The following is a 14,025-nucleotide window of genomic DNA, read 5'->3' as shown; positions in this document are numbered from 1 at the left end:
CAGCCGTCCAAAACCCACGAACAAGCCATTGATTTATCATTGTTTTACATTATTTTTATATACAACGTGGCGTGACAAAAACAATACTGTCACGCCACTCAACTTCTTTAGCGCATCACCATCCCGTATACGCTCTCTGACCTATAGGCAGGCCAGAAACGCCTCGCAATGTTTAGGCTTTTTTCGCCGCCACAATCACACTGGATGCTTTGAAGATAGCTGTGACAACTGAACCTACTGCAATGCCTAACTCATCTACGCTGGTATTCGTAATCACCGCACTGAGTGTAACGCCCTGCCCTGCGTTCATTTGCACTTCAGAATTCACTGCACCTTTATGCAACGCCGTCACGGTGCCTTTGCACTGATTTCGTGCCGAGAACAGCAAATCATCCACATTGGTTGCCAAAGCAATGGACGATGCCTTAATCAGAGCAACCACGTTAGCTCCTACTTTCAACCCCAGGCTTTTAGTGCTGTTGTCGGTAATGATGGCAACTACATTAAGTGCGGGAGATACAGCAATAACAATCTCGTCATTCACTGCACCAGTATGAATCTCTTTAACGGTGCCAGACAATTTATTGCGGGTACTGATATTCATATACGCTCCTGATTAAGACTAATTTTCATCATACACCGCTTAGCACCAGTCGCACAGAAGGCGCGTCACCGCTTGATGACACACCTTCAGGCGCATGCGTTACGCCGATTTCACTAGGCGTATAGGCACGCCTTTTGAAGCTGGCGTATTGCTTTGTGGATCGTGGTCGTACAACGGCACCAACGGGTTAGTTTCTGGGTAATACGCAGCACAACTACCATCGGGAAACGGATACGCCACAATCTGGAAGTTATTCACCCTACGCTCCAAACCATCTTTAGAATTAGTCACTAAGTCCACCCTATCACCAGACTTGAAACCCAATCGCGCAATCTCGTTCTCGTTAATGAACAACACATCCCTCGCGTTATGTATACCTCTATAACGGTCTGAGTGCGAGTACAGCGTTGTGTTGTACTGATCATGACTACGTACTGTCGATAGCCACAACACCTCAGGATTTGATTGTTGCGTATCTTCGCACAGACCTACACTAATCAAAAAGTTAGCTTTGCCTGTGCTGGTAGACCACACACGTTCACGCGCCGCAGAGGGCAAGTGAAAGCCACCTGGCTGTTGAATTCGCTGGTTATAAGCCTGGAACAATGCAGGGAAAACAGCTTCAATATCATCACGTATGCGTGAGTAATCAGCAATTAGGTACTCCCAGTCCACTTTAGTTTTCGCCCCCAAGGCCGCTTTGGCCATGCCAGCCACAATGGCCGGCTCACTACGCAAATGTTCTGATGCGGGCTCAAACGAACCTTTGGTCGCGTGCACCATAGACATGGAGTCTTCCACCGTCATAGCTTGCAAACCCGTTTCCTGCTCATCGCGCTCAGTGCGCCCCAAACAGGGCAGAATCAGGGCATCTTTACCATGAATTAAGTGGCTACGATTTAACTTGGTAGAAATATGCACAGTGAGATTTAACTTACGCATAGCTTCCTGCGTTTGATCCCAATCAGGAATCGCCACCGAGAAGTTTCCACCCAAGCCTATAAACACACGACTCTCACCTCTCACCATTGCCTCTAACGCTGACACCACGTTATGGCCTGGCTCACGCGGCGGCTCAAAACCGTAATGTGCTTGCAGCCTATCCAGAAAATCTTTTGCGGGGATTTCTGTAATACCTACCGTACGATCACCCTGCACGTTAGAGTGACCACGCACCGGACAGATACCCGCCCCCTCTTTACCTACGTTACCCCGCAGCAACGCCAAGTTCGCCACCTGACGCACATTATGCGTACCGTGTCGGTGCTGAGTAATCCCCATGCCATACACTAAGATCGCACTATCCGCCTTGGCATAGGCCTCGGCAGCCACTTGCAAATCAGCTTGTGACAGACCTGACACCCGTTCTATATCCGCCCAGTCAGTGCCTTCCACATCGGCAGCCATCTCTGCAAAACCACTAGTGTGGCCATTGATAAAAGTCCAATCCAATACGGCTGGCTGGTTATTTGCCTTGGCTTGTTTGTCCATCGCCAGCAAACATTTGATGATGCCCTTGATTGCTGCCACGTCACCACCCACTTTGACCTGGAACAATCTTGAAGAAATTGGCGTGGAACTAAAGGTAGCCATTTCCACTGGATCCTGTGGTGCTTGAAAACGCTCTAGAGCCCGCTCCCTAAAGGGGTTAAATGACATGATAGTAGCGCCTCGTCTGGCAGCATTACGCAGCGACGTCATCATACGCGGGCTATTGGTACCTGGGTTTTGGCCAAAAATAAAAATACATTCCGTTTTATCAAAATCCTCAAGCAGCACCGTACCTTTGCCTACACCAATAGACTGTGGCAGCCCTACACTAGTAGGTTCATGGCACATATTGGAGCAGTCAGGAAAGTTGTTCGTACCGTACTCACGTGCAAACAACTGGAACAAATACGCCGCTTCGTTGGATGCACGACCAGAGGTATAGAACTCCGCCTGATTAGGATCATCCAACGCCTGCAAATGCGAGGCCACCAAAGCAAAAGCGGCATCCCAACTCACCGCCTTATAACTGTCGCTTTGTGCGTCATATTGCATAGGGTGCGTCAAACGCCCCACCATTTCCAAATCGTAATCATCCCATGTCGCCAACTCGGTCACGGTATGCTGCGCAAAGAACTCGGGGGTGCACCGTTTTTTTGTGGACTCCCACGCAATCGCTTTACCACCATTCTCACAGTACTCAAATTTGGAGGTCTGTTTAGGGTCTGCCCATCCACACCCAGGACAGTCAAAACCATCATGCTGATTCATTTTGGATAGAATCCGCATTCCTTCAGCGGGAATATCTTGCTTCAGTAATGCTGCTTCCATAGCTTTAAGCGCATCCCAACCGCCCGCTGGGTGCTCATAGGGCTTGTACGTGTCCATAACTACTCCGCGTTAAATTTAGAATTTAAATAGAGGAAGCTAGTGCTTGCTGTATATGTTTTTATGCATTGATACTACATACAGTTCAACGCTTATCATTATTACTTTCTAACATTGAATGAATTTTTATTGATCTCTTTCTCTAGCTTTATTATTTATCTGTTTGTAAGCAAAAAAATAAGGCGTAGCAAATTGCTACGCCTTACTCATACTTAATCATTTGTTTTATAAGCCATTTACGTATCACATTCACTATTGTCGACTTGTGTCAGCTCTACATAATAGCCTGATTCGACTTTAGTATTTAGGCATACTTTTTTATCGGGATTCCACCAATAAGTTTCACCTTGTGATGAGTTCATTGGTAAAAAACCCTCTTTATAGAGTTTAATCTCACCATCCATAGCTGTTTTGCCTTTCAGTATAGAGGCATCAAACAGATCAGACTTAGCAGGCACCTTAATCTGTGCTTCATCTGTTGTGATTTCTGAGTTACCTTGGGTAATGACCACATTACCCTTAGCATGCAATAACGTAGGCTCCAGCACCTCTATGCTGTCCGCTCTTACTTCTAAATCACCCACGCTATAACGCTGTGCCTCTGCCTGCGCACCCACTGAAAAACTGGCCACACAGCCGGCCACTACAAGCATGTTATTCACCCACTTCATACAATCTCCTTGCTGCTGTAACACCCAGAATACCATTTACCTTTACTACTACAACAGCAAAAATGGGCTTTTCTTCGTAACCACATTCGACCTAACCGCTTCATACGACTAGGCCATGATCCACATTAACCGCAGGCTAAACGCGTCACAAAACCTTCGTCATTCACATAGATATTTAAACGCATAGGATTAAAGTCCATGGTAACAGCCGAATAAGGATAAATCACACGCGTCATAGGCGGCAATGTTTCTGGATTCAGACTTTGTGCTGGCATGCCCACTAAGTATTGGAAAGTAGGAGCACCACATTCCTCACTTTGCAGTTGAGCTTCTTGCTCTGGCGTCAATGGCACCGTTTTACATGCTGCCAAAGCCAGCAATGGCATGGCGAAAGCAATCACTTTTACTGTTTTTGCAATATTCATCCCTGCTCCTTGTTCAATTCTTTAAAGACAGTGGTAATGCTCTGCATTTTACACAGCAACAGCACTACTGCAGCCTTATTTCAACCTGCTAAAATGCCTTATTTCAAGCAGCAGGCCCTGCCCTGATTTTTCGGAATATTCATGAGTCAAACCACCTCCACCCAAGATCATCAAACGCTACTGGGCATTGCGCTCGCTGACCAAGCCCTGTTGTCAGCACATTTGGCGATGTTTGCTGCCAAAACAGGCCAAGCACAAGAAACGCTCAACTTGCTGTATGCCATTGCTGACGAAATTTCCGACCGTTACTCCTTGCCAGATACTGCCAGAAAAACAATGAAATCCCGTATCAAGGAAACGATTGAATTAGCAAGAGCGGTATTGGGCAAGCAAGACGGTTCCGCCCCTAAGAAAACCACACACTAAGAAAAAAGGCCTGCAACCACAACGGTTACAGGCCTTTTTAACTAATACTGCTTAGCGGTAGCGATGACGCCCCTCTGCGTGAGGCATCGATTGCAAATCTTCCATCTCAGCTTGTAAGTCTGCCAATTTCTGGCGTTTACGCTCTAGCTTGCGCTGCAGTCGCTCTACTTTATCCACGCGCCCCTCAGTCTGCTTTTCCTGAATCTCTTCAAGAATATCGTCTATATCTTCTTGTTGATCATCAATATCTTCTTGCAGATCGCGTAACAAATACGCATCAGTACAATGTGTTTGCACATTGGCTATGGCTCGTTCCAAACCGCGTTGGCGATGCACATTCCCATGCTGTTTGGCATAGTTCAGCTGTGTTTCCAGCGACTGCATTTTACGATCACAGCCATAATTCTGCGCCGAAGCAGAATAGGCCAAACTGGATAGCACAACGACCATCGCCAATTGTAGTTTTTTCATTGCTTATATTCTCCCTCAATAAGGCACCCTCTATCATGCCACATCCAGCAGGTAGCTCATCCAAGAGTGTGTTACCAAAGCTGAACCCTCACACTACTGTGAAGGTAGCACCTGAGGCAATAAATGCAGGCCTGTACGTTGCACAAACTCAGCATAGCTAATGGGTGGCCCCACTTTAGTTTCCGGTTTGTTTTCATGCCAGTGAACCCATGAACGACCTGTAGTGGCATCGTAAACCACCTTATACAGATGCGTAGGCACCACTACCCTGCCTTCCCCTACAACGTTTTGTTGGTTGGCGTAGTAAGGCCCTGTGAATACATAGACATCACCCTGTGCGCGGCTCACATATTTGCGGGTATCACTTTCAATACGGCTCCACGCCCCCGCATTATGACGCTGATCCTGGGGCACCATATTAGCCAGCGAAAAGCTTTGTGCCATCGCATCGCTATCATGCATATCGCCTGCTGGCGCCATATGACCGCGCGAATACCCTGAACGTCTGTAGTCATCAAGTTTGGCCCGCTCCACACGAGGTAAACGCGCCTCTTCGTAGAACCTATCCGTACGCGCCTGACCCTTGGCACGGTTGATCATCTGCCGACTCAAGCGCTGTACAACAAATACAGGGGTTTTAGTTTGCCCATTATGCAAAATTGCAAATGCACTGAAACACAACTCACGTAATTTCTCGCCATTAGGCACAATGGGGCGCGGCCCGGGGAACATCTGGGTGCACTGAGAAAAAGAAGTCTGTACATGTTGTGAGACATTAGGCGTCTCTGGCGTGTAGTCAGCCACCTCTACTGGTTGGAGCATGGTCTGCAACTCAGCCCACTTTTGCACCAACTCGTCTTTAAGATATCTACCATCAGCATGCCACAGCACACTACTGATACTGAATACCGCTATTGCTGTTAGGCTTACCGTGCGCCAAAACTTACTTAGCCCACCCTGACTGGCGCCCTGCGATGCGCGACGCTTAGACGCGGCGCGCGATGCCACTGGTTTTTTCCGTTCTGCCATACTACCTGCTACTACCTTACTACCGTAGCCCTACTCGGGCCATGTACTTACTCTGTCTTACGCAACTTCTCTACGCGGCGTAAAAAAACCTGCATGATCTTTTCGGCTTGCTTATCGCCTTTGGCTTGCGCCACCGATATACCTTTTTCCCATGCTTGACTAGCGAGCGCTATATCACCTGAGTCTAAATAGGCTTGCCCTAATATTTGCCATGCAGCCGAATAGTGCGGATCCTGTGTCACACACTGCTGTAAATGCTCTATTGCTAGGGCTGTATCCTGCTGATCCAAATACGCCTTACCCAAACCAAAACGCAATAACGGCGTATCCATTCCCTTGTTCAGCATTGCTTCCAATGCATCTACATTCATAGCCTTACCCTTTCTTCATACATGCTGCGTAGTTATCCCCACCCTCTGTGCATAACGCTGGGGGAAACCCTTGAATGCATTGCGCCAACATAGCATCTATGCGGCTCTTAACTTGCCTGAGCAGTTTCTGCTCACGGCCATAAACGTTCTTTAACCCAGGCCTGACCAGTAGGCTCTGAACGTCTATAACGTAACCGCCCATGATTACGCTGGATATCGCCCTGCCAGAACTCAACCTCATGCGCCTCTACCCTATACACCACCCAATCCGGGTTAGATAGCGTAGGATCTTGCATTCAACAGCACACCACTTTGGCGTCCCAATAACGCACCGCCATACCTAGGACAACATTGCCCACCGTTATAGATTGTAACGAGATCATCGTAAAACAGGGGTAACGTAACATCTTGCAACACCCATAAAGCACCAGATTGTCACATGCGTATAATTTAGGATTATTGCAGTTGCGTTACAAAAAGGTTGTTTGTTGTGGAAGCGTTTAATCAAAAACTATTTTTATGGATCAATGCCAGTGCTGATGCCCCGTTATGGCTTATAGACAGCGCACGTTTTTTAGCTGAATGGCCCTTGATCATCGCTGCATTGTTAGCGCTACTCACGTTACCAATGCATCCCAAACAAGCTCCCCTTATTATTCTACGCGTAGGTTGCACACTGGTTTTAGCCCTTACCGTTGCCTACCTATTCCGCTACAACATGGAACACGCCCGCCCCTTTGTGATGGGTTTAGGACGTACCTTAACGGAACATGCGGCGACCTCATCCTTCCCTAGCATTCACATGACTTTAGTTTTGGCTACGGGATTTCCACTGCTTTTAATCAGCGTTACACGCGCCACTGGCGGCATGATTCTCTTTATGTCAGCACTAGTAGCATGGGCACGCATTTACTTAGGCGTGCACTTTCCCTTTGATATGTTGGGAGCGCTGGTGGTCTCGCTATTGTCTGCACTGATTGTGCAACGCCTGCCACTAGAAAAGCTGTTACCTACACGTTTTTCTTCCTGATCTAGAGCCTAGAGCCAGTACAATAGGGCATTGTCAGTTTTTGCCTCACCCTTAGCCATAAGGGTGCAATGGCCTGCCCTATTCTAGGATCGATAGTGTCACATTCCTCTTTCACAGAACACTGCCATAACGCGGTAGACGAACTACGTACCCTGCGCGATGTATTACGCTGGTCAGTAAGCCAGTTCAACGCCCACCAACTCAGCTTCGGCCACGGCAGCGATAACGCGTGGGATGAGGCCGTGTATTTGGTGCTATTCAGCCTGAACCTGCCCCCTGATACGCTAGAGCCTTTTCTAGACTGCCGCCTCACCAAGCAAGAACGTCAACGCTGCATAGACATGGTTGCACGTCGTTGCTCTGAGCGTTTACCTGCCGCTTACCTGACTGGTGAGGCCTGGCTGCAGGGCTACAAATTCAAAGTAGATCAGCGCTGCATTGTGCCACGCTCGCCTATTTCCGAACTACTGATGCAACAGCTCACTCCATGGATAGAAGAGCCTGAAGATGTCAGCAGCGTATTGGATCTCTGCACGGGTAGTGGTTGCTTGGCCATTATTGCCGCAAACATGTTTGAGAATGCATTGGTAGATGCGGTAGACCTATCACCCGATGCATTGGCTATTGCTCAAGAGAACGTACAAAACTACGAGTTAGAAGACCGCTTGCAGTTATTTCAAGGCGACTTATACGAGGCCTTGCCTCCTAGCCGCTACCAGCTGATTATCAGTAACCCTCCCTACGTAAATGAAGGCTCCATGCAAGCCCTGCCTGAAGAATACCTGCACGAGCCCAGACTGGCGTTCGCTGGCGGTGACGACGGCATGGTGTTGGTGCGCCGCATTATTGAAGGTGCAGCAGAACGCCTCACAGACAATGGCATTCTGGTACTAGAAATTGGTAACGAGTATGCCAACTTCGTCGAAGCCTTCCCTCATTTAGACCCTGTATGGCTCAGTACTGAAAACGCAGAAGACCAAATTCTGCTACTGACCAAGGAGCAGTTGGAAGCGTGATCAGAGCCTCTAATCTTTCCTTACGTCGCGGCATCAAAGTCCTACTCGATCAAGCAGAATTCACCATACACCCCGGTGAGCGTGTTGGTGTTGTGGGTCGTAATGGCGCCGGAAAATCCACACTATTTGCACTACTCAAAGGCGAGTTGGATGCCGATAGCGGCCAACTAGACATGCCCGAAAGCTGGCGTATGGCTAGCGTAGAGCAAGAGATCAACGATAGAGATCGCCCTGCTCGCGAATTTGTTATTGATGGCGACACGCACTTGCGTGAGCTACAACAACAACGTGCTGACTGTAAAGAGTCTGAGGGTGAGCGCATTGCCGAGTTGGAAGCCTTACTCATCGAGGCAGACGCATGGTCAGCACCTTCTAGAGCCGAACAGTTGCTGGCTGGCTTGGGCTTTAAACCCGATCAGTGGATGCGCCCTGTAGGCGAATTCTCAGGTGGCTGGCAAATGCGTCTGGCACTGGCGCGTGCGCTGATGGCTCCATCTGATCTGCTATTACTGGATGAGCCTACCAACCACTTAGATTTGGATGCCATGCTCTGGTTAGAGCGTTGGTTAAGCTCTTACCCTGGCACCGTGCTGATTATTTCTCACGATACCGAGTTTCTGGATGCCGTCGCACGCATTATTTTGCACTTCGATCACCAGAAGCTAGAGCGCTATCGTGGTACCTATCAAGACTTCCTGACGCAGCGTGCTGAAAAAGCGCGCCAGCTTAGTATTGCGCATGAACGCCAAGGCCGCGAAACCGCCAAGCTGCAAGCGTTTATTGACCGCTTCAAAGCTAAAGCCAGCAAAGCCAAACAAGCGCAAAGTCGTGTGAAAGCGTTGGCACGTATGCAATCGCTAGCACCGCTAAAAACTGACAGCACGCTAGACATACATCTGCCAGAACCACAGTCCATGCCAGACCCGTTACTACGACTGGTGGATGCCAATCTAGGCTATGTCGCTGAACAGGCGGATGAAGCCCCACGCGTCATCTTGAAGCAAATCAAGCTGGATGTACGTGGCGGTGCACGCATTGGTATTCTAGGTGTGAACGGTGCCGGTAAATCCACCCTGATCAAAACCCTAGCGCAAGAGCTTAAGCCCTTGTCTGGCGAATTGATTTGCTCCAGCCGTTTGGAAGTAGGTTACTTTGCCCAGCACCAGCTGGACATGATTGACGCCAACGCCTCCCCCATTCTGCATCTGCAACGCATTGCCCCCGAAGTACGCGAACAAGAACTGCGTAACTACCTAGGTAGGTTTGGTTTTAGTGGCAACATGGCCATGGATACCACCGCCGGTTTCTCTGGGGGTGAAAAAGCCCGTTTAGCCTTGGCGCTCATCGTGTGGCGCAAACCTAACTTGCTGCTACTGGATGAACCAACCAACCACTTGGACGTAGAAACACGCGAGGCACTGAGCCAAGCTCTAGCCGAGTACGAAGGTAGCGTCATTATTGTTTCGCACGATAGGCAACTTTTGCGTAGCACCGTCGATGACTTCTGGATTGTGGCTGACGGCCAAGTACAAGAGTTCGATGGTGACTTAGAAGACTACCGCGAATGGCTACAGAAACGCCAGAGCACATCCTCAAGCGCTGCAAATGAACAAGGCGATGGTAGTGACACCCCTGCTATAGATAGGCGTCAGCAGCGCAAAAACGATGCGCAGGAACGCCAACGTTTGGCCGTACTACGCAAGCCGTTAGAAAAACAGGTGCAAAAAATTGAAGCCAACATGGAAAAACTGGCGACACGCATAGAAGAACTGGATGCGTTAATTGCCGATCCTGACTTCTATACTGATGCCTACAAGGCTCAACGCCCCGCTCTGCTTGCTGAGCATGGTGAGTGCAGCCAAAAGCACGCTAGCCTTGAAGAAGAATGGCTAGAACTGCAAGAGCAGATTGAAGCACTAGTCTAAAGCACTGCAGACCTAGTCACACCCAACACAATCGGGTGAGACCACAGCCTTTCTACAGCACACAAAAAAGCTTCACATAGATACTCCATGTGAAGCTTTTTTCAACACTACTCTAGCAGCAACAATCAGCCAGCAATAATCTCAATCTTGGCTATACCCAAAGCCAGCGTCTTCATCCCCGCATCTCGGAACTGAATTTGAGCCTGTGCCTCATTGCCGCTGCCGCTTAAGTTCAAAATTGTGCCATCGCCAAACTTCTGATGACGCACGCCTTGCCCTACACGGAAATGTTTATCACCCACCACCACACCACCGCTGGCACTGAAATTAGGCGTATTTACACGTAAGCTACTACCCTGCTGACCTTGCCAGCTAGAGCCACGTCTAAATGCCCCACCGCCCCAGCTAGTACCAGAAGAAGGCATGCTTTCTTGCACGCGAACTTGAGGTGTTAGCCACTTCATATGCTGTTCTGGTACTTCATCTAAGAAACGAGAACGCATGGCGTAACGCGTTTGGCCATGTAGCATACGGCTTTGAGCCAAAGTAATGTACAAACGCTTGCGTGCACGGGTAATAGCCACGTACATCAAACGTCGCTCTTCCTCTAGACCACCAGGTTCACCAATACTGTTGTCGTGTGGGAATAGACCTTCTTCTAGGCCTGTCACAAACACAGCATCAAACTCCAAACCTTTGGCCGCGTGCGTAGTCATCAACTGGATAGCATCTTCGCCTGTTTGCGCTTGATTATCACCCGCCTCTAGCGAAGCGTGTGTCAGAAAAGCCCCCAATGCTGACATAGGCGCCAGTGCTGGCAAGCCACTTTCAGTTTCAGGCACTGACCCTGGTACAGCTTCCGGGATACGACCTGCTGGTGTACCAGCAAAGTTTTCTTCCTGCTCAAACACCGTTGCCGCGTTGACCAACTCTTGCAAGTTTTCCAGACGCTCGGCACCCTCTCTGTCAGCCTGATAATGTGCCAACAAACCGCTTTCGTGTACCACCAACTCAATCAGTTCAGGTAGCGAGACTACCTGTGCCTCACTCGCCAACCGATGAATCAGCTCAACAAATGCCTGCAAACTGCTGGCAGCTCTACCGCTCATGTACGGCACCGCCTGATACAGACTAATGCCGTACTGTCTGGCATGATCGCCTAGCGTTTCCAGCGAACGAGCACCAATACCGCGCGTAGGGAAGTTCACCACACGTAGCCATGATGTGTCATCAAAGGGGTTATGTATGAGTCGCAGATACGCCAAGACGTGTTTAATTTCCTGACGCTCAAAGAAGCGTTGGCCACCATACACTTTGTACGGAATACCAGAACTAAACAAATGATGCTCAAGCACGCGAGACTGCGCATTACTGCGGTACAGAATCGCAATTTGATCTCTGGCCCAACCATCACGAATTAAGGCGCGGATCTCATCCACCACCCATTGCGCTTCCAACGTATCAGAAGCTTGCTCTGACACTCTAATCTGTTCGCCTTCACCAGAATCCGTCCATAGGTTTTTACCTAGGCGATTCTTGTTCTGGGAGATCAGCGCGTTCGCCGCATCCAGAATATGTGCACTAGATCGGTAGTTTTGCTCCAGGCGGATCACATTACCATGCGCATACTGGCGCTCGAAGTCGGCCATATTGCCCACGTTCGCACCACGGAATGCATAGATGGACTGGTCATCATCACCCACCGCAAAAATAGCAGCGCCATCGCCCGCCAACAGTTGCAGCCATTTGTACTGTAAACGGTTAGTATCTTGGAACTCATCCACCAGAATATGACGGAAACGTCGCTGGTAATGCTTACGTACAGGCTCATTACGTTGCAGCAGCTCATAGGCGCGCAACAGCAATTCGGCGAAGTCTACTACGCCTTCACGCTCACATTGTTCTTGATATTGTCGGTACAAACCCACCAGCATTGTCTGGTGCGGATCAAACTCATCCAAATCGTCAGGCCTAAAGCCATCTTCTTTGCTGGAGTTGATAAAGCGCTGCACATCGCGAGGTGGATATTTTTCATCATCCACATTACTCGCTTTAATCAGGCGCTTGATCGCAGACAACTGGTCTGCACTGTCTAGAATTTGAAAGCTTTGTGGCAATCCAGCGTCACGGTGATGCGCGCGCAGTAAACGATTACACAAGCCGTGAAAGGTACCTACCCACATGCCACGCGTATCGATGGGCATCTGCGCTTGCAGACGCGTCAGCATCTCGCGAGCCGCTTTATTGGTAAAGGTTACCGCCATTAAAGCAAAAGGGCTTAGTTGCTGCGTTTGCATCAACCAAGCCATTCGGGTAGTCAGGACTCGCGTTTTTCCGCTGCCTGCTCCCGCCAACACTAAGGTATGGACGGGAGCTTGTGTGACTGCCTGTTGCTGTTGAGGGTTCAGGCCATGCATCATGCCGCGTAGCGGCGCAGACGCTGCGCAAATTGTTCCAAACTCTCAATACCGCTTTGCTGTGCACGCTGGCACCAGCCGCGCAAATCAGCCAACAACTGTTCACTGGATGCGGTGGAGCTTTCCCAAATGCGGGACAGTTCCATTTGCATACGCACTACGGTAGACAGGCGTGTATCTTCTTCCAACACGGTTTGCAACTGAGCGCGCTGTTCTGGATCCAGAACTTCGTCACCACGACCAATCCAGTCGCCGCAACGTTTTAGCAAACTCCATTTGCAGTTAGGGTCTGCCGGATTCAGAGAGGGCTTCAAACGCGCCAACTCTTCTTTAGCTGTATTGCTGATGATGTCAGCATAACGTGCCAGGATTTCGTAGCGGTGTGTAATCACACCCTGCAAAGTAGACAAACTAATGCTGCTGTCTGCCAGTGCTTTGTTCTCAGGTTCCAACTTCAACTTAGGAGCCACTTTTTTAACTTGTGCCAGCTTGAAGAACTTAAGCACGCTGATGTAACACCAGCCCAAGTCAAACTCGTACCACTTGCTAGAGAACTTCGCAGAAGTACCGTAAGCGTGGTGGTTATTGTGCAGCTCTTCGCCACCAATGATGATCCCGATTGGGAACACGTTGGTGCTGGTATCAGGGCTAGCAAAGTTACGGTAGCCCACAGCGTGACCCAAACCGTTCACAACACCAGCAGCCCAGAATGGAATCCATGCCATCTGTACTGCCCACACTGCCAAGCCTTCTAGGCCAAACAGCAGGATGTCTATAACCAGCATGATCAAAATGCCAAGCAGGTTATGTTTGGAGTACACATTGCGCTCCATCCAGTCATCCGGCGTGCCGTGACCAAAGCGTTTCAATGTTTCTTCGTTTGTTGCTTCCAAGCGATACAGTTCAGCACCGCGGAAAAACACCATACCCAAACCAAATACTACGGGCGAGTGGGGATCACCTTCGCGTTCGCAGCGCGCATGGTGTTTACGGTGAATAGCCACCCACTCTTTGGTGACCATGCCGGTGGTCATCCAAAGCCAAAAACGGAAAAAGTGCATCACTGCCGGATGCAAATCCAAGCCACGGTGGGCCTGACTACGGTGAAGGAATACTGTCACCGACACAATAGTGATATGAGTAAGCACAAGGGTAATCAGTACAACTTGCCACCAAGACAATTGCAGAAACCCACCAGCCAGAAAATTCAGAAAATTTTGCATAGACCTTTTATAGATGATCCATGAAGATAAAGACACGAAAA

14 protein-coding genes are annotated in these 14,025 nt (G+C 49.3%); 4 read left to right on the top strand and 10 right to left on the bottom strand.

Annotated elements, in window-relative coordinates; translation table 11 throughout:
• Positions 1 to 172: 172 nt before the first annotated feature.
• The 4 genes from ACLO87_RS05795 to ACLO87_RS05780 all read right to left on the bottom strand — a co-directional run bounded on the left by ACLO87_RS05795 (position 173) and on the right by ACLO87_RS05780 (position 4,076).
• Complete coding sequence (locus tag ACLO87_RS05795; RefSeq protein WP_135867199.1) at positions 173 to 604, bottom strand: TOBE domain-containing protein; 432 nt, start codon at positions 602 to 604, stop codon at positions 173 to 175.
• Positions 605 to 703: 99 nt separating this feature from the next.
• Complete coding sequence (locus ACLO87_RS05790; RefSeq protein ID WP_430223025.1) at positions 704 to 2,980, bottom strand: FdhF/YdeP family oxidoreductase; 2,277 nt, start codon at positions 2,978 to 2,980, stop codon at positions 704 to 706.
• A 236-nt stretch (positions 2,981 to 3,216) separates the two neighbouring features.
• A complete protein-coding gene (locus tag ACLO87_RS05785; RefSeq protein WP_430223024.1) occupies positions 3,217 to 3,651 on the bottom strand; it encodes an LptA/OstA family protein in 435 nt (144 codons plus the stop codon).
• A 125-nt stretch (positions 3,652 to 3,776) separates the two neighbouring features.
• Positions 3,777 to 4,076 (bottom strand): I78 family peptidase inhibitor, encoded by a 300-nt coding sequence (locus ACLO87_RS05780; protein ID WP_430223023.1) that lies wholly within the window; start codon positions 4,074 to 4,076, stop codon positions 3,777 to 3,779.
• Between the two features lie 141 nt (positions 4,077 to 4,217).
• Here ACLO87_RS05780 and ACLO87_RS05775 point away from each other — a divergent pair, with 141 nt between their 5' ends.
• Entirely contained in the window at positions 4,218 to 4,502 is a 285-nt protein-coding gene (locus ACLO87_RS05775) for a hypothetical protein (RefSeq protein ID WP_135862306.1), read from the top strand.
• 51 nt (positions 4,503 to 4,553) lie between these two features.
• Here ACLO87_RS05775 and ACLO87_RS05770 read toward each other — a convergent pair whose 3' ends face one another.
• The 4 genes from ACLO87_RS05770 to ACLO87_RS05755 all read right to left on the bottom strand — a co-directional run bounded on the left by ACLO87_RS05770 (position 4,554) and on the right by ACLO87_RS05755 (position 6,669).
• On the bottom strand, positions 4,554 to 4,973 hold the full coding sequence (locus ACLO87_RS05770; RefSeq protein WP_135862308.1) for a DUF1090 domain-containing protein: 420 nt from the start codon (positions 4,971 to 4,973) through the stop codon (positions 4,554 to 4,556).
• Between the two features lie 93 nt (positions 4,974 to 5,066).
• The gene (locus tag ACLO87_RS05765) at positions 5,067 to 6,002 is read right to left on the bottom strand and encodes a DNA/RNA non-specific endonuclease (RefSeq protein WP_135862309.1); all 936 of its coding nucleotides are present in this window, start codon (positions 6,000 to 6,002) and stop codon (positions 5,067 to 5,069) included.
• 47 nt (positions 6,003 to 6,049) lie between these two features.
• Positions 6,050 to 6,373 (bottom strand): tetratricopeptide repeat protein, encoded by a 324-nt coding sequence (locus tag ACLO87_RS05760; RefSeq protein WP_135862311.1) that lies wholly within the window; start codon positions 6,371 to 6,373, stop codon positions 6,050 to 6,052.
• A 131-nt stretch (positions 6,374 to 6,504) separates the two neighbouring features.
• A complete protein-coding gene (locus ACLO87_RS05755) occupies positions 6,505 to 6,669 on the bottom strand; it encodes a pyridoxine 5'-phosphate oxidase C-terminal domain-containing protein (protein WP_430223022.1) in 165 nt (54 codons plus the stop codon).
• Positions 6,670 to 6,863: 194 nt separating this feature from the next.
• Here ACLO87_RS05755 and ACLO87_RS05750 point away from each other — a divergent pair, with 194 nt between their 5' ends.
• The 3 genes from ACLO87_RS05750 to ACLO87_RS05740 all read left to right on the top strand — a co-directional run bounded on the left by ACLO87_RS05750 (position 6,864) and on the right by ACLO87_RS05740 (position 10,344).
• Entirely contained in the window at positions 6,864 to 7,403 is a 540-nt protein-coding gene (locus ACLO87_RS05750) for a phosphatase PAP2 family protein (RefSeq protein ID WP_430223021.1), read from the top strand.
• A 68-nt stretch (positions 7,404 to 7,471) separates the two neighbouring features.
• On the top strand, positions 7,472 to 8,419 hold the full coding sequence (gene prmB, locus ACLO87_RS05745) for a 50S ribosomal protein L3 N(5)-glutamine methyltransferase (protein WP_430223020.1): 948 nt from the start codon (positions 7,472 to 7,474) through the stop codon (positions 8,417 to 8,419).
• Positions 8,416 to 10,344 carry an ABC-F family ATP-binding cassette domain-containing protein gene (locus ACLO87_RS05740; protein ID WP_430223019.1) on the top strand — a complete coding sequence of 643 codons (1,929 nt, stop codon included), beginning with the start codon at positions 8,416 to 8,418 and terminating at the stop codon, positions 10,342 to 10,344. The genes prmB and ACLO87_RS05740 overlap by 4 nt, the downstream gene beginning before the upstream one ends.
• A gap of 125 nt (positions 10,345 to 10,469) precedes the next feature.
• On the opposite strand, the gene ACLO87_RS05735 is transcribed toward ACLO87_RS05740, so the two are convergent.
• Together ACLO87_RS05735 and ACLO87_RS05730 are read right to left on the bottom strand one after the other, a co-directional pair.
• Positions 10,470 to 12,764 (bottom strand): UvrD-helicase domain-containing protein, encoded by a 2,295-nt coding sequence (locus ACLO87_RS05735; RefSeq protein ID WP_430223018.1) that lies wholly within the window; start codon positions 12,762 to 12,764, stop codon positions 10,470 to 10,472.
• Positions 12,761 to 13,984 carry a DesA family fatty acid desaturase gene (locus ACLO87_RS05730; protein WP_135862321.1) on the bottom strand — a complete coding sequence of 408 codons (1,224 nt, stop codon included), beginning with the start codon at positions 13,982 to 13,984 and terminating at the stop codon, positions 12,761 to 12,763. Before ACLO87_RS05730 ends, ACLO87_RS05735 begins: the two co-directional genes overlap by 4 nt.
• Between the last annotated feature and the right edge of the window lie 41 nt (positions 13,985 to 14,025).

The organism is Paenalcaligenes sp. Me52 (assembly GCF_050487965.1).
Classification (GTDB): Bacteria; Pseudomonadota; Gammaproteobacteria; order Burkholderiales; family Burkholderiaceae_B; genus Paenalcaligenes.
This window is presented reverse-complemented; position numbering and strand designations above follow the sequence as displayed.